Origin of the sequence: Paenibacillus sp. 1781tsa1, assembly GCF_024159265.1 — a bacterium.
In the GTDB taxonomy this organism is placed as follows: Bacteria; Bacillota; Bacilli; order Paenibacillales; family Paenibacillaceae; genus Paenibacillus.
On the sequence record NZ_JAMYWY010000001.1, the window covers coordinates 3,735,594 to 3,757,314 of the forward strand.

At 43.4% G+C, this 21,721-nt stretch carries 17 protein-coding genes and 2 pseudogenes; 12 read left to right on the forward strand and 7 right to left on the reverse strand.

Annotation, left to right across the window (positions count from 1 at the left end):
* Positions 1 to 639 carry an SDR family NAD(P)-dependent oxidoreductase gene (locus NKT06_RS16400; protein ID WP_253436558.1) on the reverse strand — a complete coding sequence of 213 codons (639 nt, stop codon included), beginning with the start codon at positions 637 to 639 and terminating at the stop codon, positions 1 to 3.
* Positions 640 to 653: 14 nt separating this feature from the next.
* Here NKT06_RS16400 and NKT06_RS16405 point away from each other — a divergent pair.
* A pseudogene (locus NKT06_RS16405) lies at positions 654 to 866 on the forward strand (winged helix-turn-helix transcriptional regulator); the annotation flags it as partial.
* Positions 867 to 1,344: 478 nt separating this feature from the next.
* On the opposite strand, the gene NKT06_RS16410 reads toward NKT06_RS16405, so the two are convergent.
* On the reverse strand, positions 1,345 to 2,496 hold the full coding sequence (locus tag NKT06_RS16410; protein ID WP_253436561.1) for a glycosyltransferase family 2 protein: 1,152 nt from the start codon (positions 2,494 to 2,496) through the stop codon (positions 1,345 to 1,347).
* Between the two features lie 565 nt (positions 2,497 to 3,061).
* The gene (locus tag NKT06_RS16415) at positions 3,062 to 4,084 is read right to left on the reverse strand and encodes an MBL fold metallo-hydrolase (protein WP_253436565.1); all 1,023 of its coding nucleotides are present in this window, start codon (positions 4,082 to 4,084) and stop codon (positions 3,062 to 3,064) included.
* Between the two features lie 165 nt (positions 4,085 to 4,249).
* Here NKT06_RS16415 and NKT06_RS16420 point away from each other — a divergent pair, with 165 nt between their 5' ends.
* The 3 genes from NKT06_RS16420 (at position 4,250) to NKT06_RS16430 (ending at position 7,396) form a co-directional block, all read left to right on the forward strand.
* Entirely contained in the window at positions 4,250 to 5,260 is a 1,011-nt protein-coding gene (locus tag NKT06_RS16420) for a fumarylacetoacetate hydrolase family protein (protein ID WP_253436568.1), read from the forward strand.
* Positions 5,261 to 5,352: 92 nt separating this feature from the next.
* Positions 5,353 to 5,934 carry a TetR/AcrR family transcriptional regulator gene (locus NKT06_RS16425; RefSeq protein WP_253436571.1) on the forward strand — a complete coding sequence of 194 codons (582 nt, stop codon included), beginning with the start codon at positions 5,353 to 5,355 and terminating at the stop codon, positions 5,932 to 5,934.
* A gap of 463 nt (positions 5,935 to 6,397) precedes the next feature.
* On the forward strand, positions 6,398 to 7,396 hold the full coding sequence (locus NKT06_RS16430) for a glycoside hydrolase family 43 protein (protein ID WP_253436574.1): 999 nt from the start codon (positions 6,398 to 6,400) through the stop codon (positions 7,394 to 7,396).
* Positions 7,397 to 7,593: 197 nt separating this feature from the next.
* Here NKT06_RS16430 and NKT06_RS16435 read toward each other — a convergent pair.
* Positions 7,594 to 8,631 (reverse strand): annotated as a pseudogene (locus NKT06_RS16435) (DJ-1/PfpI family protein); the annotation flags it as partial.
* A 397-nt stretch (positions 8,632 to 9,028) separates the two neighbouring features.
* Between NKT06_RS16435 and NKT06_RS16440 the strand changes: the two are divergent.
* From NKT06_RS16440 to NKT06_RS16450, 3 genes are all read left to right on the forward strand, one after another.
* On the forward strand, positions 9,029 to 9,556 hold the full coding sequence (locus NKT06_RS16440) for a DinB family protein (protein ID WP_253442611.1): 528 nt from the start codon (positions 9,029 to 9,031) through the stop codon (positions 9,554 to 9,556).
* A gap of 288 nt (positions 9,557 to 9,844) precedes the next feature.
* Positions 9,845 to 10,810, forward strand: coding sequence for a hypothetical protein (locus tag NKT06_RS16445; protein WP_253436581.1), 966 nt, complete (start codon positions 9,845 to 9,847; stop codon positions 10,808 to 10,810).
* 53 nt (positions 10,811 to 10,863) lie between these two features.
* Positions 10,864 to 11,697, forward strand: a complete 834-nt coding sequence (locus NKT06_RS16450; protein ID WP_253436584.1) for an EamA family transporter — start codon at positions 10,864 to 10,866, stop codon at positions 11,695 to 11,697.
* Between the two features lie 207 nt (positions 11,698 to 11,904).
* Here NKT06_RS16450 and pdxR read toward each other — a convergent pair whose 3' ends face one another.
* The gene (gene pdxR / locus NKT06_RS16455) at positions 11,905 to 13,296 is read right to left on the reverse strand and encodes a MocR-like pyridoxine biosynthesis transcription factor PdxR (protein WP_253436587.1); all 1,392 of its coding nucleotides are present in this window, start codon (positions 13,294 to 13,296) and stop codon (positions 11,905 to 11,907) included.
* Positions 13,297 to 13,506: 210 nt separating this feature from the next.
* On the opposite strand from pdxR, the gene NKT06_RS16460 reads away from it, so the two are divergent.
* Together NKT06_RS16460 and NKT06_RS16465 are read left to right on the forward strand one after the other, a co-directional pair.
* The gene (locus tag NKT06_RS16460; protein WP_253436590.1) at positions 13,507 to 14,685 is read left to right on the forward strand and encodes an MFS transporter; all 1,179 of its coding nucleotides are present in this window, start codon (positions 13,507 to 13,509) and stop codon (positions 14,683 to 14,685) included.
* Positions 14,686 to 14,726: 41 nt separating this feature from the next.
* Positions 14,727 to 15,581, forward strand: coding sequence for an NAD-dependent epimerase/dehydratase family protein (locus NKT06_RS16465; protein WP_253436594.1), 855 nt, complete (start codon positions 14,727 to 14,729; stop codon positions 15,579 to 15,581).
* A 168-nt stretch (positions 15,582 to 15,749) separates the two neighbouring features.
* On the opposite strand, the gene NKT06_RS16470 is transcribed toward NKT06_RS16465, so the two are convergent.
* On the reverse strand, positions 15,750 to 16,343 hold the full coding sequence (locus NKT06_RS16470; RefSeq protein ID WP_253436597.1) for a TetR/AcrR family transcriptional regulator: 594 nt from the start codon (positions 16,341 to 16,343) through the stop codon (positions 15,750 to 15,752).
* Between the two features lie 198 nt (positions 16,344 to 16,541).
* Here NKT06_RS16470 and NKT06_RS16475 point away from each other — a divergent pair, with 198 nt between their 5' ends.
* From NKT06_RS16475 to NKT06_RS16485, 3 genes are read left to right on the forward strand one after another with little or no spacing between them, the layout of a single operon-like run.
* The gene (locus tag NKT06_RS16475) at positions 16,542 to 17,201 is read left to right on the forward strand and encodes an SDR family NAD(P)-dependent oxidoreductase (RefSeq protein ID WP_253436600.1); all 660 of its coding nucleotides are present in this window, start codon (positions 16,542 to 16,544) and stop codon (positions 17,199 to 17,201) included.
* A 39-nt stretch (positions 17,202 to 17,240) separates the two neighbouring features.
* A complete protein-coding gene (locus tag NKT06_RS16480) occupies positions 17,241 to 17,885 on the forward strand; it encodes an NAD(P)H-binding protein (protein WP_253436603.1) in 645 nt (214 codons plus the stop codon).
* 56 nt (positions 17,886 to 17,941) lie between these two features.
* Positions 17,942 to 18,574, forward strand: coding sequence for a DsbA family oxidoreductase (locus NKT06_RS16485; protein WP_253436606.1), 633 nt, complete (start codon positions 17,942 to 17,944; stop codon positions 18,572 to 18,574).
* Positions 18,575 to 19,063: 489 nt separating this feature from the next.
* Here NKT06_RS16485 and NKT06_RS16490 read toward each other — a convergent pair whose 3' ends face one another.
* Entirely contained in the window at positions 19,064 to 21,577 is a 2,514-nt protein-coding gene (locus NKT06_RS16490; RefSeq protein WP_253436609.1) for a tetratricopeptide repeat protein, read from the reverse strand.
* Between the last annotated feature and the right edge of the window lie 144 nt (positions 21,578 to 21,721).

The following is a 21,721-nucleotide window of genomic DNA, read 5'->3' on the forward strand; positions in this document are numbered from 1 at the left end:
TTACCAAGGCACAACTCCATTTTCATCAAAAAAGCTACCGGTTGGACCATCATTATTGATTGTGGCAAGCTTAACTACACTGGAAGCGGCTTGTTCGACTGTACGATAGCCACTATTACCATTTAAATCGGTAGCTGTAAATCCAGGGCAAACCGAGTTGATTTTGATAGGCGTATCTCTTAATTCTTTAGCAAAGAAAACAGTTAAAGCATTTACAGCCGTTTTGGAACTATTGTAGGCGAGCGAATTCACATTATAAAATTCCGACGTTGGGTCTGAATTCAAAGTCAAGGAACCTAATGCGCTGGAAAGATTTACGATTCTTCCGGCAGAAGATTTTTGGAGCAATGGAAGTAATGCTTTCGTGACAGAAAATACGTCGAAAACGTTTGTCTCATAAGTACTCTTGAGAACGGACAGTTCCAGTTCCCTTGGAGATGTGTTGCCTTCAAAAAACACGCCTGCATTATTAATCAAGATATCAAGGTATCCATATTCTTGTTCAATCCATTCTACTGCGGAGAGAACGGAGCTGGGTTTTGTGACATCAAGAACCACCCTTTTAGCGTTAATGTTCTCCGTTTCCAAGTGTGTTACGGCCTCATGACCTTTTTCTTCCCAATTGTCTTGCTGTCTCAAAACCAATACCCTTAGTCAGATTTAATGAACTTAAACGATTAATACCAGGGATTACACAACGGATGTTGACTTTACAACTCAGGGAACTCGAGGCGGATGGGATTGTGAAGAGGGTAGTGGATGGCACTGTGCCACCCAAAGTAGAATACTTCCTAACTGAACAAGGAAATAAATTGTCTAGTATCATCGATTCTATAAGAGTATGGGGTAAAGAGTTTCTATCCTAAGTCTTTCATAGCGGGATTCAATTTGGTTCTGGGCGGACTGCCTGAACAGGGAGATGTCGCTCCACGCTGCCAAAGGCTGCACGGGGATGTCCCTTCAGTGGATTCGGGATACTGTTTTTTCACTCATCGAACGATTCCTCGTTTTTCCACTTTTTGACCCACACCTTCAGTTATGAACAGTTTCGAATCCCCTTGCGCTCAGAAACCACCTTGTGTCTTGAAGAACCTTCGACATATGATTTAACTGCATTCAATTTGAATTCTTTGGTATACGTCTGAAATGATTGCCCTTTTTTCGCCATAAAAATATCCCCTCGAAGTGTCACTTGAACCCCCATGATAACATCATATTTTTTTTAAGTGTCTACTTAAAGGGGATAATACCACAAAGATGTAGATATGAGCTTTTTGTTGTATGAAAAAAAGTGAATGCAATTGGAGCAGGAGTAGGTATGGGCGAAATTATTGATACAGCTAACTACTCCACCAGTTTTTCAGACCTCTGCGACATATCCTGTAAAACGCGAGCCACCCGACTTTTTCTGCCTTTTGCTTTTCTCTGTATTCTTGCGAGTGACTTTTTATACGCTTCCACATCGGTTGGAAGCACGAAGTGTTTGGCGGCAATCCGTAATGTTTTTTTTAACAATCGTGCGGAAGATCGTGTTTTTCTGGACCGGAAGCCTCTGCGCAAGATTCGCAGCGTTTTTTTGTAGGTTTCGAGGTCAGCTGATGGTGGTACAACGCAGAATAAATTGAGTGCGGAATCATTGAATCCATAGGTTTCAAGCATGATTTTCAGATTCTCTGTATTGAGCACTTCCCCTCGGAAATGAGTGGGATGTTCCTGATGATAACCTACGACCTCTTTCATACAGTAGAAGGGCACTTTCAAACGATGCAGCCTGTAGCCCAGATCCCAGTCTTCAAGCCCATAGAGTACAAACCGTTCATTGAAACCTCCAACTCGATTCAGAAGGCTTCGGCGAATGGAAACACACCGCGTGACGAGCAGCATCCATGGAGCCACATCGGTGCTGGCAAATTGTTTGATAACACCAGGCGGTATTTTGGTTGGGAAAATCACTTTGGACAATGTATCTGTCTGATGAATGATATCTTCCGGTGTGACCAGTGGGACGATTTCATTCGCTGCATCAAATTCGGGACGCCATAAGTTTGAAGGGGTGAGGATTGAACGGCAATGATCTTTTTCCGATGGCGAGAAATCTGGATAGTAGTGGGTATAAGCATCCGCAAAAGAATGTGGAAAACCCGAAACGACGGCTCTGGGATTTTTACGATGATATTGACGCACGGTTCGGATAAATTCGGGTAATGCCAGAAAGTCAGCATCACAGAAGATAACATATAGCCCTTTGGCATGCTGAAGTCCCAAATTCCGTATCGCTGATCTGCCACGTTGCTCCGTCTGCGATACGTAGGTCAAAGGATATGAAGACTGGAATGCCTGGATCTGTTCTTTCGTTCCATCAGTGGAACCGTCATCAGCTACGATGACTTCGAAAAGGTGCTTCGGATAGGTTTGTGTCTCAAGGGCTGCCAGTGTAAGCGATAACTGATGGGCCCGATTATAGGTTGGAATAATGACGCTGTAGCGAATTGCCATTCCTGTTTCCTCCTTCACGTTGTTGGACGCTCCTTATGAAAAAGATCGAACACGTTCAAGTAAGAAGTGATATTAGTTTATTCCATATATGTAGCAGCGACTGGTCAAACACCCTATGATTTCGGAAACGGGCTCGACCGATCTCCTTCTTTTGCTTACCGTTCAATCTGGAAAGGTGATCCTGATCTCTTGCATGGATGTGCAAATCCTGTGCTGCGGAAGGGAATATCAAATTTTGGATATATAGGGCAATCATGAAGGATATCCATTACAGCGAGCAAACGGTAACTTTATGAGGAGCGATGACAAAGTTGCTTTTCAATGATACGAATTAAATGGAGCGACGTGAGGCGATGAAACGGTCATGGAGTAAAAGACTGACAATTGGAATCTGCCTGATGATGGGCTGTTTTAGAATGAATTCCATTTTGATTCATCGGAAAAGTAAGTCATAAGTGCAACTCCATTTTAATTCCGTGGAACAAATCAAAAAAAACGGCCGCTGTTCGCATCGTCTGCGACAGGGTCGTTTTTGTTTTTCGTTAGGCAAACTTCAAATTGCTATTCACTCTTGCCAAACACTCATAGGGTCCCATGGCTTGATTTGATTACCATATTTTCCGGCCAGAAAAGTTTTCATATCTTCCAGCTTAGCAGGCACCTCGTTCCAAATTGGAAGGGGTGGTAACCCTCGTTTGCTTTTCAATAGGATGTCCACTGTAACATATAAGCGTTCTGGCTGAATCCAATGAAGGAAGCGGGAAATATCAATTTGCTTAGTCAGGGACAAGGCATCAATTTCGTCATTGTAATGCTTGTTGAACTCGCTGATCAGGTTCAGAAGGTAGTCTCTTTGCTCCTTCACGAAGTCCAGGCTGCAGATGGCGCCATGTCCTGGTACAACGATTTCGGGTTTAATTTCATCAATAATGCGGTCAAGCACTTTAACCCAATTGAGGGTTCCCTCTTCGCTGTATGCCGTACAACCGTTAAACACAACATCCCCGGCGAACAGCACTTTTTCTTTTGGCATCCACAGCAGCAAGTCACTGTCGGAGTGGGCCGGAGCTACGTTGTAAATCATGACTTCCGTATCGCCAAGACGGATATTAATATCGTCCTTTATCTCAATATTCGGGAGTACCCATTCTACGCCTTCCAGGTCGAATCCTTCAAATTCCGCTGCAAAAAACCGCTCGCCCGAAGTCGATTCCGGAGAATCCTTTCCTCTTCTGATGACGCTGTCCATCCAGGCGATATTTTCGGTAAGACGCTCTCTGGATGCTTCCTTGTGCATAATAATGCAAGCATCTTCAAACGCTTTGTTTCCCCAAGCATGGTCGCTGTTATAGTGCGAGTTCACTACATATGCGGGAGAGCCGCCGTTGCTTACTTCCTTAAAAGCCTCCCGCATTTCCCGCGCATGGAACAAATCGAAAAACGTGTCATACACCAGCCCTTCACCCTTGTTGATGAACCCGGCATTGGCCCAACTGATGCCACGATACGGCGAAATACCGGCAAAGACATCATCTGCGACTTCAAAAAATTTAACGCGAGGTTTTTGAATAATACGTCCATACTTCATAAAAATTCTCCTTCGTGTATATGTTTTTTTGGTAAGTCATACTGACTATGTCCTCATTATAGAAAATGGAAAACAGAAATGCAAGCATGTACTTGCATGCATTGTTCCCATACTGTATGCTACTAATAGAACAACATCACACTACATGGATGGAGGCGCTGCAACATGAAACTAGTAACCTTTCAAACCAATACATCCCAGGAACCTTTGTTTGGGCTTGTAATTAACGAGAGATTTGTCATGTCTTTTGCTGCAATCATGAAAAAGCAGGGAACATTCGTTGACAGTCTTGAAAGTATGAACAGCTATCTTCATTATTTGCCGGCGAGTTATGATGCTGCTAAGGAAATGATGCAATATGCTATCGAACAGTTGCATCAATTCAATGAAAATGAAATCAGCCCGATTACAGCGGTAAATCTCCTACCGCCGGTTCCGAATCCGGCTGCGCTTATCGATTTCGGGCTGACGCCAAGACATCTGAGAAATGCTGGCGTAAATCTGCTGCAAAGAGAATATACAGGACCGGAAAGAGAAGAACTTAAACGGAAAATCGCCGAAAAATTCCAGCAAGATCCGAATAAAGTGAATTTCAGTTATTACAAATGTAACCATAATGCTGTAATTGGCGATGGGGATACGATTCATTGGCCATCATACTCTTCATACCTGGATATCGAGCCGGAGCTGGCCTTTGTAACAGGGAAGGGGAATTGCATCGCAGGTTATGTTATTTTTAACGACAGTACTGTCCGCGATGTGCAGTGGCCGGATTTCCAGGCGATGACCGGACCGACGCGCTGCAAAGATTTCGATCGTAGCAAAGGAATAGGACCATTTCTGGTAACGCCGGATGAAATCGACAACCCGCTGGGATTGGATGTGGATATACGCATCGGGGAGAGACTGCACTGGAAGGGAAGCACATCCGAGTATGCAGCACACCCTGCAAAAGTGATGGAGGAGGTTCTCAAAGTTTTCACGCCACTCCCGGGCACGATTATAGGAATGGGGACGATACCGGATTGCTGCGCAATCGAGACCGAAGAATGGCTGCTGCCCTCTGACCGAATCCAGATTACATTTGATAAATTAGGCACGCTCACGCAATTGGTGCCTGATCATGTCAAGATTACGGAAGCAAGCCGCTGGGAAAGAAGAAGCGATTTACCTTAAATAAACGTTTATCAAAATGATGAACTCTGAATCTGCTTCATCTGCAAAACTTGTAGTAGAATGGGGTTAACATGTGCAAAAGGAGAAATACAATGCAAACTTCAGACAGAATCATTGAAGCCGCGACACGGCTCATCAAAAAGAATGGCTATCGGGGAGTAAGCACCAAAGCCATTGCAACGGAAGCTAAAGTCAATGAATCTACGATTTTCCGGCAATTTGGAAGTAAGCAAGGCATATTGGAAGCCATCATTGAAAGACATTCGGATATCCCGCAATTTGAGAAGCTGTTAAAAGAGGACGCGACCGACAATCCGGAAGTCGATCTGCTGAATGTAAGTCAGCAGTACCGACTGTTTTTTCATAAAAATTCGGACATCATTTTGATTGGCATCCGCGACAAAGGAATGTTTCCCGAATTGGACAGAGTGCTGGCCGATCCGCCGGTGAAGCTGCACTCCTTGCTCGTTGAATATTTTGAACGCCTGCAGAAGAAAAAAGTTATAGCCATACAGGATGAGCGTCTTACCGCCATGTCTTTTCTCTCGATGTGTTACGGATTTCAGATGAGCGAGCTGATTCACCGGCAATATCAGACCCAACTCGTCACCGAGGAAGATTTCTACAGACACAGTGTCTCATTGTTTGTAAAAGGAATTTTGTCTCAGTCATAAGCTTTGTTGATTTATTTAAATATGCCAAAGGCTGCTTTTGCTCGACTAACTTTACCATTCATTTATAAGAGGTCTGATCGATTTATGCCCATTCTGGAAGCCTTATTGGCGGGAGAGCGCCTTTTTTCTGCCTGGTTTAAACCAGGCGAATTGGTTGTAACCAATGAATGTTATTGTCAGAAGAAAAGAAAGTATTAGAATGATGGTGTATCTATCCCGTCCAACCGTATCCCATCACTTAAAAGTATTCAAAAATGCCCACCCAGGCAAGCAAAATGCGAGAAATTAGTGTATATTCCCGGCCTAATGGGAGAGGCGGGAATTGTACATTTTTAGGGGGAAGATCTTTACTATGTGTATAGGAAAGTACAGGCGGGGCTTGTACAATAATATTAGAACTTGTAAACGCTTGCTTCACGCCCGAAACTAAAGGAGAACAATTCCAATACAAAGGAGATGCCTTATGAATCAACAACAACAACTACCTAAGCCCCACCAGCCGCTTGTAACCCACATCTTCACTGCGGACCCGTCCGTCCATGTCTACGAGGGCAAAATCTACATCTATCCTTCCCATGACCTCGATCATGACGAGCCGAGCAACGATAACGGCGACCAGTATAAAATGGAAGACTATCATGTCCTTTCGATGAACAACTTTGATTCGCCGGTGGTCGATCACGGCGAAGCGCTGCATCTGAGAGATATTCCGTGGGCCTCCAAGCAGCTCTGGGCACCGGATGCCGCTTATAAGAACAATACCTATTTTCTGTTCTTCCCGGCACGGGATCATGACGGCATTTTCCGTCTGGGTGTGGCAACATCAGAGTCTCCGGCAGGCCCGTTCACGCCGCAGCCGAATTATATGGAAGGCAGCTTCAGTATCGATCCGGCCGTACTGGTGGATGACGACAGTCAGTCATACATCTATTTCGGCGGACTTTGGGGCGGCCAGCTGGAGAAATGGCAGACCGGCAGCTTCGTGCCAGATGCAGAAGGACCGGCTCCTGATCAGCCGGCACTTGGACCGCAAGTTGCACTGCTTAGCGACGATATGCTGTCCTTCCAGGGCAAGCCTGCCGAGATATCGATTGTCGATGAAGACGGGAATCCGATTCTGGCCGGGGATGAGGAACGGAGATATTTTGAAGGCCCATGGATGCATAAATATAACGACTATTACTACCTATCCTACTCTACAGGAACCACGCATAAGCTCGTATATGCGATCGGCAAAAACCCGATGGGACCATTCACGTTCAAGGGCGAGATTCTCTCTCCGGTTATCGGCTGGACAACCCACCACTCCATTGTGCAAGTTGAAGACAAGTGGTATCTGTTCTATCACGACAGTTCCCTGTCGGAAGGCGTCAACCACAAGCGCTGCGTTAAATATTCCGAGCTGAAATACAACGAAGACGGAACCATCCAGAAGATCAATCCTTATCAGGATGCCGAGTAAGCTGGCGGGTTAGAAACAGAGAAGATTACAAGATAAGGCATAACATGAGGCAGCTCCTGATGGGGCTGCTTTTTTGAGTAGAAGAATCAGTTGTGTCACTCAAACTTGGAGAAAATCTCTGCTGAACAAAGAATATTTGAGAAGTGGAGGGGGATTAAAAAGAAAGACAAGACTGCTATCATTCTGTTTTGTGAGGTCTACCAGATTCGAACTCTATAAATTACCTTTCGTTTTTTAACAAATAATTGCCGATCCAAGAAATAACCTGCCAACAGTGAGAGCAGAACAAGGATCACGGGTACTCCAAACGATTCATTTGAGAAGGGGGCTCCTTCTAGTTTTAAATGGTCTGTCGCACGATATTCAAGACGTTTGGCAGCAAATTCAACAGTCATAACATCTTCTTGTTTAGATAAATCTTCAAACGCAGGGTCCATTGCAAATCTTCCCTGCATATTTTTGTGTAACAATAGCAATTCCGTATTGTTGTTCAGCTGTTTCCATTGCCCGATATCCTCAGCAGCTGCAGTCTCGGCCTGAGGGCCAACAACAATCATCTTGGACAGAGTGGGAACCTCATTCATCTGATAGCGCGCAACCAAATTCAAACCGTGCTTGGTTACAATCGGTTGATGTTCACGTGATATCGTTAAAGTCGTTGTTGTCCCAGATGCTCCATAGGTATCAAAGGCAGCAGACAAATCTAATTCATCTGCACCTGGATATAGCAGTACGCCTGCTTTTGCCTTGTTCCATTGATAGGATTGATTCAATATGTATGTAATATCACTCAATCCTGCCGTGAATGGTTCCATTTTCGGCTCAATGACATAATGGTAGGAAGGATACTGGAGTGTATTCGCTACCTGCTTCGCGGCTGCCTCACCTAACTGCTGAGATATGACATATAGGGTTGCATCCATTCCAGATGTAAGACCAGCTGAAGAGACGATGTTACCCTGGGGAACATAACGCTGATCTTTCACCCACTGAATTTCGGGGTAACTTTTGATCAAACGTTGAATGTCTCCCCAGTGTGTCGCAGCACTTTTACCGTTCAGCAACCCCGTATCGGCCAGATTCTCTGCACCATTACATATGGATAATAGTATGGTTTTTTCACTCGTATGCTTACGAATCCATTCACGGACGGGAGCATATTTTTTCTCATCCAGAATCGGCATAAAAGGAATCACGATAATATCTGGACTTTTGCCAAGCATTTGGTCCATATCAGCAACTTACCGTTCCCCTTCCAACTAAATAATATTTTACCTCAAAAAATATATCAATTGAGGATCTAAAACACACCTGGCCAAGGATGGATTGCAGCCCTTGACTGTGGGTGGAAGAGGTACTGGACTTAAGTCTGTTTTGTTTTTTCTACAAGACTCATTAGAGCTATACTCTTCGTTTGACGTGGTGAAAGTTTTTCAATTCGGTGAATTTAATCTGAAAGCTTAAAGAAAAGAAGGAAAAAGACAAATGTTAAAGAAAGAAGAAATAGCAGAATCTTAATGAAACTCCGTGGAGCCTTTTTGTTAGTTTGCGTTCGAGATATTAGTAAGGATAGAAGGTAGTGGCACAGTAAAATTCATTGAATGATATTATTTTAAAGTGAGGTGCATGAATATTAATTTCCGTTTAAATGAAGCTATTGAAATTTTGGAGCGTACACCGCAAACTCTGGAGCGCTTCTTATCTGGTCTTTCAGACACATGGCTGCAAACTAATGAAGGTGAAGGAACTTGGAATGTACAAGAAGTGATTGAACATCTCATTGAAGCAGAGAAGCATAACTGGATTCCCCGAGTGGAATCCATTGTATTGGAAGGGGAACATCAGTTGTTCCCTGCTTTCGACCGTTTCTCCCACTTGAAGGAGACATCGGAACGAACCGTGGAAGAGGCACTACAGGAATTTAGCATGAGCAGAATGAAAAGTATCTCCTCGCTCAACGATATCATTCTTTCACATCCCAATCTGGAGAAGACTGGCTTGCATCCGGAATTTGGCCTGGTAAAGTTGAGGGAGCTTCTCTCAGCATGGGTCGTTCATGATTTTACGCATATTGCGCAGATTGTCAGGGGGATGGCGGAAAGATACAGGACTGATGTTGGACCCTGGAGTGCTTATCTGGGCATTTTAAACAGAAGTTAATTTCATATATCGTGTTAAAGTCGCTAATCTAGCGACTTTTTTTGTTCTACACAACACCCTACACAACACCATTTGTAAAGAATAACGCTGAAGATCATTACATATTTACTTTCTTCTTTCACTGCAACTCAAAATTGGTATGCAAAAAAATTCATATAGTGGTACTTAAAACATTCAAAATGTTCATGTTAGCATAAATCTAACAGCATGCTGTAAAAACGCAAATCAATCATAGCTATGACGATTCAACAGCAGCGATATAGTGAAGTTGGAACGAAAGGGGAGCATATGAGCCTAGCCGATTCCGCAACGAACAAACCAGGCAAGTGGCCTTACGTTATTGCGATATCATTTATTCTATTCATGATCAGTTTATCCGTAGGGTTACAACATTCAGAGATCATTTTACCAGAGGTTGCAGCGATGGCTATCGCCATGTGGGTATATAGAGAACCAGGGTGGATTAGACGACCCTCTGTCATCTTCATTGCACCGACCGTAACAGCTACGATAGGACTGGTCATTAATCAGTTTCAGATCCTTTATCCGATCAAAGTGGTACTTACACTAATGATCATGATGTTCTTTCTGAGGTTAATACGTTCGAATCTTGCACCCGCCATTGCTACAGGTCTATTACCACTCGCTATTCATACAGAGGATTGGTCATTTGTATGGATTGTCTTTGGTTTCACATTGACTTTAATGGCCGGAGTTGTTGTGCCTCAGCTTCATAAACATCTCGCAACAAAGTCGATGATCCAATACAAATACATGGTGATCTTCCTAGGAATTTCGCTATGCTGGCTTAGTGTTTGCTCGTTACTGGGTTATGAACAAATGGCAGTGATTCCGCCTATTTTTGTAGTCGTTTACGAATCGCTCCAAAAGCCGATGTACACAGCAAAAATTGCGTTTAAGCAGGGATCTACGCTAACGCTATCTGCTGCCGTTGGCGTTCTCATTTTTATGCAGGTGGATTCGCAGGTACTGGCTGCATTTATCGATATGATTGTAGTCGTCATGATATCCCGCTTTTTTCATGCCCGAATTCCTGCTCTGTACGCTATACCGCTGTTAACCTTTATTTTCCCCAAAGAAAATGTTTGGAGTTTACCTCTTGTCACGTTTTTTGCAAGTCTGTTTATGTTCAGCTTCGTATTGTTATACAAATATGGGGAAAAGAGGACTCTGAACCGTAAACATCAGCTGGAGCAGAATAAGAGCTGCGGCCAGAATTCTGTGTCATCATGAACAATAAATAATTCGGGTGCATGGGCAGAAAGCGAAATTTGGAGGATAAACGTATGATATTTGGCCTGATTGCAGCACTATGTTTTGGTTTGTCGGACTTTATGGTTACCCAGGCCACCAGAAAAGTTCAAACTTTGCCTGCCTTGCTCGGGATTCAGTTCATTGCCTCACTTTTGCTGGGAGGGTATATACTTACGCAATCCCCGCATATGGATCAAAACCTAATGGTCTGGACTGCTATAGCCGGCATCAGTGTAGTCAATTTTGTAGGTACGTTACTGTTATATCGGGCTTTTGAAAAGGGGACTCTATCCATCGTTTCTCCAATTGGCTCGGGATTTGCTGTGGTGACTGCGGTTCTTGCTTTTGTGGGCGGTGAGCGATTGCCTTTCAATTCAATTATTGGTGTCATACTGCTCATTATTGGTGTGTTGACGGTAACGAGATCAAGTAAAAACGTTGGACAACAAGTGACGTTGTCGGGCATACCGGAGGCAATTATCGCCTCAATCTGCATCGGTTTTTATTTTTGGGCAATCGGATACATCACTCCTCATCTGGGGGTGACTCTTCCTGTACTCGTCACACGGATCATACAATTTTTCTGTGCGTTCATACTTCTTCGGGTAAAAAAAATCCAACTCCCGCGCATAGGCCTGTCTACCGGTCTGATTCTGGTTGTAGCCGCTCTGCTGGATACAGGAGCTTTACTCGCTTTTAATATGGGACAAACCGTTGATTATACCACGAGCACAACAGCACTTACATCCTTATATAGTGTCGTTACTATACTTATGGCCGGATGGATTTTGAAAGAAAAGCTGACGAAGAGTCAATTGACAGGTATTGGCATTATTCTTCTCGGAGTCATTATCGTAAGCATCTAGAAAGGGGTAGAGGATGAACAGAGTGCATACCGTCTATTCATTGATTACAAGCACGAATGATTCACATACCTTCAGGTATCCTATTTCGATGAGGGAATCATTTGATTATCTAATAAAATAAATGTCAAAAAAGGAAGGGCAGAGGCCCTTCCTTTTTACTTGTGATGTTTAGATAGTCAGGTTAGCTGAACATAACTGCTCACTATATTATATAAATTGCGCAAGCGTTTGAATCCCTTCCGAAATCTGGGCCTCGTTCACATTGCCAAACCCCATGATCAGACTATCATTATGCTGATCTTTGCGAATGGTATATCGCTCGGCTGGGTAGATCTTGATACGATGTTCCTCCAGTTCCATTGCAGTCAAAAGATCGGCATGTCGTCCTGGCCAAGTTGCGATAAGATGCAAACCCGCAGCATCACCCGATATTTGCACGTTCTCTCCAAATGTATCCCTTAACGCATGAAGCAGGTGAGTTCTTCGTTTATGATAGATTCGTTTCATTCGCAAAATATGACGTTTCAGGTGTCCTTCGTTCATAAAGCGGGCCAATGTTAATTGTGATAAGGCAGGACACTGCATATCGGCCATACGTTTGAGCTGTACGATTGATTCTACCAACTCTTGTGGGGCTACAATATAACCGAGCCTTAATGCAGGGAACATATTTTTACTAAATGTTCCTACATAGATTACCCTCTCTGTATCAAGCTCTCGTAAGGCATGAACAGGCATTCCCCCGTAACGAAACTCACTGTCGTAATCATCCTCTATAATGTAGGCGCCTGTGCTTCGAGCGTAGTCAAGTAATTGGAGGCGTCTGCTAATTGATAGAATACTCCCAAACGGAAATTGATGAGACGGCGTTACAAAAATACATTTGGGCTTCACATCGGTTGGCAGCTGCTCTACACATAGACCATCGCAATCTACGGACACAGGCACAATCCGGGCGCTCGTTTCAGCGAAGATATTATGAATAAATGTTGCCGTTGGGTCTTCCATTGCAATCGTTTCACCAGCTGTCAATAAAAGCTTGCCGAGTATCGAAAAAGCCTGGGTTGCTCCAGCCGTAACGATAATTTGCGAAGGCAGGCAGTGAAGGCCCTTGATATGGAGAAGATGATCACCAATTGCTTGTCGAAGCTCCATATCACCAGCCATATCCTCCTGATATCCGAGTATAGAAGGAGGGAAATTATGGTACACATCGAGTGCAACTCTTTTCCACTTCTGGAGAGGAACATGCTCAAGAGAAGGAAAGCTGGGACGAAAATCGATATAGGATAAACGACTCCCACCGGCTGGAGAGACATCCTCATCCATGTCGATCCTTTCTTCAGGCTGTAGATGCAACGTTGCGCTTGATCCAATATCTCTTACATAGGTCCCTGAACCTTGTTTACCTTCCAGAAATCCTTCAGCAGTTAGCTGTTCATACACCTCTATAATAAGGGCGCGTGAAACCCCAAGTTCTTTGGCCAATTCCCTAGTGGAGGGGAGGGAGGTTCCTGCTTTGTAAATGCCTTGCATAATTCGATCTCTAATCCACGAGTATACCTGTCTGGTTTTCGTTTCATTCCGTTCGGACTGCATGAAGGATCTCCTTTCACTCTAAAGTGGTATGGTCAAAATGTACGAAAAATGGATCTAATGAAGACCAATATATCATGTTAATATAAATCATGCCAAATCCAATTCCTATAGAAAGAAGCCACCTGCATGAGAAATCTGAGAACCAAAAGCCTTAGAGCACCCACAAAGAACTCAGCACCCGAGAGTGTATCTTCGATCGCAATCCTACCCATGGACAAAGGTTATGAATTGAATCGTTGGCTGTGTGTTACAGCACTTTTTATGGCATCACTCAATCTTAGACCTGTTGTTTCATCTATTGCACCTGTCTTGGGAAGCATTCAACATGACCTTGGCCTAAGTGGTGCTGTATCCAGCTTGCTCGTTTCTATTCCGGTGTTATGTATGGGAATACTTGCTCCGTTCTCTGTAAAATCGAGTGAAAGATTGGGGATTGAGCGAGTGATCACCTTATCCTTGATCCTAATCGGAGGGAGTTCACTTTTACACGTGTTTATCCATTCCGCCTCATGGTTAGTTTTCACTACATTATTATCTGGTATAGGCATTGCGATGATGGGACCTTTGTTATCCGGTTTTATTAAAAAGCACATGGCTGATCGAGCGCCTTCCATGATTGCAATCTACTCTATGGCTTTAGCATTGGGAGCGGCCCTTGGTTCAAGCCTTACTTCACCCCTGTACGGAAGGTTTCATTCATGGCAAATGTCATTATCATTCTGGGCAATACCTGTCGTTCTGGCTTTGCCACTATGGTTGAATATGCTGAAACAGTTACCTTCGAGATCTAAGTTAAGTTCGACCGTTTCCTTCGGAAAATCGGTTGAACGACCTTGGCATAAGAGAAAAGCATGGATTTTGTCTGTACAATTCGGAATGTTATCCATTGTATTCTATTCACTTTTAGCTTGGCTTCCCTTAATTCTTCTTGGGGCAGGGGCAACCAAACTTCACGCTGGGCTTATGGTTACCATGTTCGCATTGATACAGGTTCCGAGTGGTATCGTTGTGCAGCAGCTTCTTAAAAAGCATCGTTCAAGACGAAACTGGCTCATTATATCATCCATGATGCAAGCTGCCGGTCTGTTACTTATCTTCTTTTCCACTTATCTATGGTTTGCTGTATTCATTTGCGGTTTAGGGTCGGGTATGTTGTTTGCACTGCTCAATTTGCTTCCAGTTGAGATGACTTCTTCTTCTGAAGAAGCTACCTCTTGGGCGGCTATGACGCAATGCATAGGATTTCTGATTGGAGCGTCTGGGCCATTGTTGATGGGTTATCTGCATGATCGTATGGGTCATTTTAATGAAGGAATATTGGTCATGGTATTCATCTCTGTAGCAATGGGAATTCTATCCCTAACTATGGGATCTAAAAAGGAAACGTAAAAATGAATAGAAGGAAAAAATGAACCTGGAGGTCTACATTTATGAGAATTTTCATTGCTGGTGCAAGTGGTGTTATTGGGAGATTGTTGCTTCCGCAACTCGTACAGGCTGGACACGAAGTCATTGGCATGACTCGGAAAGAAGAGCAGAGACAGGCCATTGAACAAATAGGAGCAAAGGCCATTCTTGCAGATGTGTTTGATCGAGAGCAGATGGTGGATATTCTAACGAAAATTAAACCTGATGTTGTGATTCATCAATTAACCTCATTAAGTCAAGGCAGCTCAGCAGAAAATGCACGCATACGCATTGAAGGAACCCGGAACCTGGTAGATGCAGCAAAACAGGCAGGGGTACAAAAAATAATCGCCCAGAGTATTTCATGGGCCTATGAACCTGGCACAACTCCTGCGACGGAAGAAACTCCATTGGACATATACGCTCCTATGCCTAGAAATACGACAATTAACGGGGTAGTCGCCCTGGAAGAAGCAGTAAAAGAAATTTCAGAATATGTAGTTTTGCGATACGGTACTTTGTATGGACCAGCAACTTGGTATGATAAGGCTGGGGCTACGGCTGAAAAAGTAAGAAATCAGGAGATAAAGGCAACAGACGGCGTTTCTTCTTTTGTCCATGTGCAAGATGCCGCGAATGCTGCTTTGCTGGCACTGGATTGGCCGACAGGTACGTATAATATCGTAGATGATGAACCTTCAAAAGGTACAGAGTGGCTACCCGTATATGCAGATGCATTACACGCATCCATACCAGAAATTCAATCCGGTTCGAGTCCCTGGGAGAGAGGTGCTTCGAACAGCAAAGCCAAAACCGACTGTGGTTGGGAACTTCAGTATCCCACCTGGAGAACAGCATTTTCCGAAATTTTACGTTAATCTTGTGTTAGCTGACTTGAAAAGGGAATAAATCAATTCGAAGCCAACGCGGAAAATGCTCTGAACAGTAAATTTATGACGAAGGAACTTTTATCGAGAGACAAGAACATGTTGCCATTAAAGTCGCTATTATAGCGGCTTTTTTACTGTTCGTCAGCATTGATCACTTTAATCATCGATTGAAATACCTGCGGCTTTTAAGTGTCCATGAGTTAGGATTTTTCCGAATTGAGAAGCGAGTTCATTTGGAGTATACGAAAAATCATTTTTAACCCACCATATTACAATGCCCATAAAAGTAGATGCGATATATTGAAGTAATAATTCCTTTGAAATCTTCAGGGGAATATCATCCAAGCCATCTTCCACTGTGTTTTTTATAATCTCCTCCATTTTTGATTGAAAACCATAGATTCTATTCTCATCAAGTAACAATGCTTTGTAAAAGGGAATATTGTCCTTAATTTTCACCAGTATGGTTTGCATGAGTTGTTCAAGCATAGTGCCACTTATAGGAGACTTGCTGCTTGAACAAAGCTTGAGTGTATTATTTAATTCCTCTAATAATTCGTCCATAGATACATTTAACAAATCGGGTTTGTTCTGATAATGAAGGTAAAATGTATTTCGGTTAATCATCGCTTTATCAGCTATATCTTGGATCGTAATCCCTTCATATCCCTTTTCATTAAGAAGTTCTATAAACGCTTTTTTTATCGAAAGTTTGGAGCGAAGGATACGCAAATCGGTTTTTTTGTTCATTATAACTCGTTCCCTTAACTTTTTTTTGTTAGATATACGACATTTCGACTCAAACTGTATGTTATCTCTCAAAATCAAAATTATTAAACATTGAAGGCTGACCTTCTATTAATCATAATAAACAAAAGATAAATATACAACACGTTGACCATTATTTATCTCACTGATCATTAACTCTAATTAAAGGGGAGATTTTAAATGAAAACGATAGCGGTTGTTGGAGCAGGAGCAGGATTAGGGATGTCCATTGCAAAGAAATTCGGACAAAATGGCTTTCGCGTAGCACTTATTGCACGAAATGAAGAAAAGTTGAACCAACTGGTTATTGAATTAGAACAATTGGGAATCGAAGCTGCTTCATTTCAAGCGGACATATTAAACAAAGAACAAATTGAGATGGCATTTGCTGCTGTTAAAGAGAAGTACGGATTTATTGATGTTCTTGAATATAGTCCAACGCCGAGCATTGACACAGTAGCACCAGCATTAGAGGTAACTGAAGAAAACGCGTTATACCAATTTCAATATAATGTTTTAGGTGCTTTATCGAGTGTTAAACAAGTGCTTCCGGATATGTTGGATAAGCAGAGTGGTGCCCTATTATTTACGACTGGAGGCGCTGCAATTCACCCGGTACCGAAGATGGGCAATGTCGGAATTGCAATCTCAGGACTTCGCAATTATATTTTTAACTTGAACAGCGAACTTGCTGACAAAGGAGTTTATGCAGGTCACCTTTCGATCGGAATCTGGATGCAGCCGAATTCAGGAGTTCAGGATAAAATCGCTGATATTTGGTACGACATGTACACCAAAAGAGACAGAGTAGAAGAGTTTATAACTGAAGATAAAGTGTGAGTTGAATAATTTATTTTGAAGGAGATACAAGAAAAGAATATGAATATCACCATTTTTGGTGCAAGTGGCACAATCGGACAGCTTGTAACACAATTAGCTTTAGATTACGGAGATTTCGTTACAGCATACGTTAGAACCCCCAAAAAAATGAGCCTCAAACATCCAAATTTGAGCCTTGTACAAGGGGAGCTTTCGAATACTTCAACCATCGAGAAGGCCATTGCCGAATCCGATGTCGTAATCAGTACATTGGGGCCAGCATCCGATATGTCCCGAAAGCTTAAAGGCACGCCGATTGCTGACGGACACGAACTGATGATTAGGGCTATGAAGAAACTTAACAAAAAAAGGTTCATTACACTTGCGACGCCAGCTTTGCAATCAGATGACGATAAGAAAAACATGTCCACGATACTTCCAGGTATATTAGCCAAAGTTCTCCTTCCAAACGGTTATGCAGAAATGAAGAAAATGGAAGGAATGATTAAGGAATCGAATCTGGATTGGACAGTCGTTCGAATTATTAACCCCAATGTTAAATACAAAGGGCAGTCTTATGACTATTCATTCGGAGATAAATCGGCTAAATTATCTGTTTCCAGAGAAAATGTTGCCGAATTCATATACTCTGCCACTCGTGACAACCATTTGATTAGAAAAATGCCTATTATTTATAACAAATAAGCTCAATGAAAATATCGTATTCACTGATTAAGGTGGTTAGTAAAGGAGGATTCAAAATGAAAATCGAGATATGGTCGGACTATGTTTGTCCATTTTGTTATATTGGGAAACGACGATTAGAATCTGCACTGGAGCAATTCGCTCCTTCGAATGAAGTGGTTATTGAATATAAAAGCTTTGAACTTAATCCGCAAACATCCATGTACTCAGGCAAAAGTATGCATCAGATACTTTCTGAAAAACATGGTATGAGTATCGAGCAAGCGAAAAAGGCACATGCTGAACTTGAACAACAAGCAGCAAAGATGGGTCTCGTGTATAATATCGACCAAATAAAGCCCACCAATACGTTTGATGCACATCGTTTAACCCAGTTTGCCAAATCTGTGGGTAAAGATCAGGAATTAGCAGAGAAGCTGTTCTATTCTTATTACACGGACACTACGCTAATTAGCGATCATAATACTTTAGTAGATATTGCAGAATCAGTTGGAATGAACAGAGACGAGTCAATGGCAATTCTCCATGATCCCTCCAAATATGCTAGCGAAGTGCGTTCAGATGAATCTACAGCAAAACAATTAGGGATTACAGGAGCACCTTTCTTTGTCATTGATAGAAAATACGCGATATCCGGCGCACAACCAACAGAGGTATTTTTAAAAGCTCTTAGCCAAGCATCTCAATAAGTAAAGCAAATAAGCACTGGTAATATAGAAATATGATGAAAGCATTGTTGAGAACAATTACAACGTATTTTAGAACAGCGTGTAGACAGGCAGTCCAAACGAAATAAACAGAACAATAAACTGCCCAAAAACCTTATAGGACTTTGGCAGTTTATTCTTTTCGTCATAACTCAACGAAAGCAATCTCCAAAACATTCATTGATATTAAATGGCGGAAAACAAGCGTATATTTATTATGCTTTAGATCAATTTATTGAATAGAGCTTATTTTGTCCAAGGACATGAACACTGTTTCATTTCAAATTAGGTAATTATCTAAATAGTAGCAAATGGTGATCTTTGGGCGAGAAAAAAGCGTAAGAATATAAGATTTTGCTTGAATAATGATTTTTGTATTTACTAAAGATACTTGCTTTAACTATAGCAAAACTGGACGACCGTTTTATTTTGATCTTCAGAAAACAGTCGTCACTTATTATTGCTTATCGCCTAAATTTCCAGTGAATACGCAAGCACTTGTGATCGTGTCATGGATTTACCTTTACTCCACAATTCCTGCAATTCCTGCTCAGTAAAAACATGCTGAAGATCAAAAATAACCTCTTTATGCTCTGCGGGAAAATTGGGCATGTCCTCCCCGCCAGAGTTTTGGCGGCCTTTCTCAGCAGCTCCGAGAAGGATCGCAGCTTCGGTGAAGGCTTTCTTAGCACACAACGCAATGGCTAATCCTTCAATTCCGCGCGATAGAACCCAAGAACCTCTGTAGATCTGGCTTGCGGTGATGCACTTTTTAAAATATTCAATAGAAGCCGCAATCTGCTCAAGCTTCAGGGCGGAATACCCCAGACTTTCGTACGGACCCGATACTTCCCATTGATCCTGGACGGCTTCGAAGAAATGTACACTCTCATTCAGGAGCTTAGACGCTTCAAGATAATTATTCTGCCCTAATCGAAGCTTCCCGTAAGCATGCAATGAGGAAGCTAAATTCCACAAATCGCCCGTGGTTCTAGCAATATCAACGCTCATCTGTACCAATGGCTCGGCCTCCTCAAGGCGTTTCTGTTTGATGTGAAGAAACGCGAGCAGCCGAAGGGAGGAGGCAAGGAGAGAGCTTTCTCCCAAATCGCGAGCGAGTTCAAGGCTTCTGATCGCCGAATTCATGGCACCTTCAACATCTCCACGGATAAATTGAATGACACCACTTCCATGTAAGGCCTTTGCGGAATCGGTGCCAGGCTGTCCTTCGTGTGTTTCTTTATCCAGAAAGCGATCCAGCCAGAACATTCCTTCCTTCAGCCTGCCTTCGTGCAGCCAAAACCAATAGAGGTTCGAGACCATGTGAAGCCCGAATGAATGGGCATGCGGATTGGAGTATGACCATTCCAGGGCAGAACGAAGATTCGCGTATTCCCGCCGTACTTCATCAATACACGCTTCGCGTTCACGAGTCCTGAACTTGGGCTCCGCACGGACCAAACATTGACTGTAATAACGAACATGGCGTTCAGAAAGCTGGTGGCTCTTACGTTTGTCAGTTTCGTTCTGCAGCTTCTCGCCTGCGTATTCCTTGATAGCTTCCAGTATGAAATAGCGGAGGAAGCGGTAATCCTCGCTGATCTCAATAGATACGAGAGACTTGTTGACCAGGCCGGATAACAGGTCGAGCACGTCTTCGCGGGCGATGCGATCTTGCTGCTCTGACATTCCAGGCTCACAGATGCAGATCTCTTCCACCGCCTCCAAAGTAAACCCTCCCGCAAATACGCTAAGACGCCTCAACAGCAGACGTTCCTTGCCAGTCAGCAATTCATAACTCCAATTTATTGTGGATTTGAGCGTTTGCTGCCGGGTCGCAGCCGTTCGTTTGCCTGCTGTCAGCAAAGTCAACAGATTTCCCAGACGTTCCTTGATTTGTTCCAGTGTCAGCATGTTCATTCGGGCAACCGCTAACTCAATGGCTAACGGGATTCCCTCCAGCTTCTTGCAAATAGCGCCAACAAGCCTAAGATTGGGCAACGTGGGCCGAAACTGGGGCGCAGTACTATGCGCCCGCTCCAAAAACAGCTGCACGGATTCAAAGGCTATAATCTCTTGTTCAGGTATTTCCTCTAGTACTTGCTCATCCGCAGGAAAAGATAACGGAGGAAGCCGGTAGACAAGTTCCCCAGGGATATTGAGCGGTTCCCGGCTGGTGGTGAGGATTGTCAGCCCAGGCGCGAATGCAAGAAGTGATTCAACCAAAGACGCACTTGCGTCAATGACATGTTCGCAGTTATCAAAAATAAAGAGCATTTTCTGGTCGGACAAGGCCTCCAGTATCGTTTGAAGGTCGGTTCGTTGTGCTTGGTTCTGCAGCCTTAGGGTGGACAGTAGCAACTGGCCCAAGTCTTGCGGTTCTTTGATAGAGCCGAATTCAAACATCCATATCCCTTGCGGGTACATTCCCCCAAGCGTTGAAGCCACCTGAATAGCAAGAGACGTCTTGCCTATTCCCCCGGGACCCACGACAGAGACCAAGGAGTGAGTATTCAGCCGTTCCTCCAAGTCAGCCATGGCCAGACTTCGTCCAACGAAGAGTGTAGGGAGCTTTGGCAGTTGTTGTGTTGCCGCGATTGAAGCACGCGGTGTGATAATTGTTGGTTTCGGTGTTATCCCTTCCAGAGTAACCAATGTGTCGAACCAGGCAGCGTCGAAATCCGGAAACTCCCGCGAGGTCGCTGATCGTGCTTCCGAGAAGCGCTTTACAGTATCCCAGAGATCCTCCGCCTCTTGACGCGGATCTGCTTCCAAGAGAAGTCCTTCTTCGCAAAACGCTTGGATCATTCCTTTGAGACTGCCCACACTTGGGAGCCGGTCTCCATTCTCCCATTGCTGCACGGTTCGCGGATCAACGCCGATCCGCCGTGCCAAGTCCACTTGCCGCATCCGCTTGGATAAGCCGTGCCTGGCAGGTCTTGAACGAATTTTTTTGATCCATTCATGAGGCCAATCTTTTGACAATTTCCCGTCTTCCATCCTATCACCTGAATTCCATAGTTTCCGCTGCTTCACACGAACAAACCCGAACTCATGTACATTCGTGTTCTGGATTCTAACAGATATAATTAGCCATATCAACAACAACAGTAACAATAACAAGGAGGT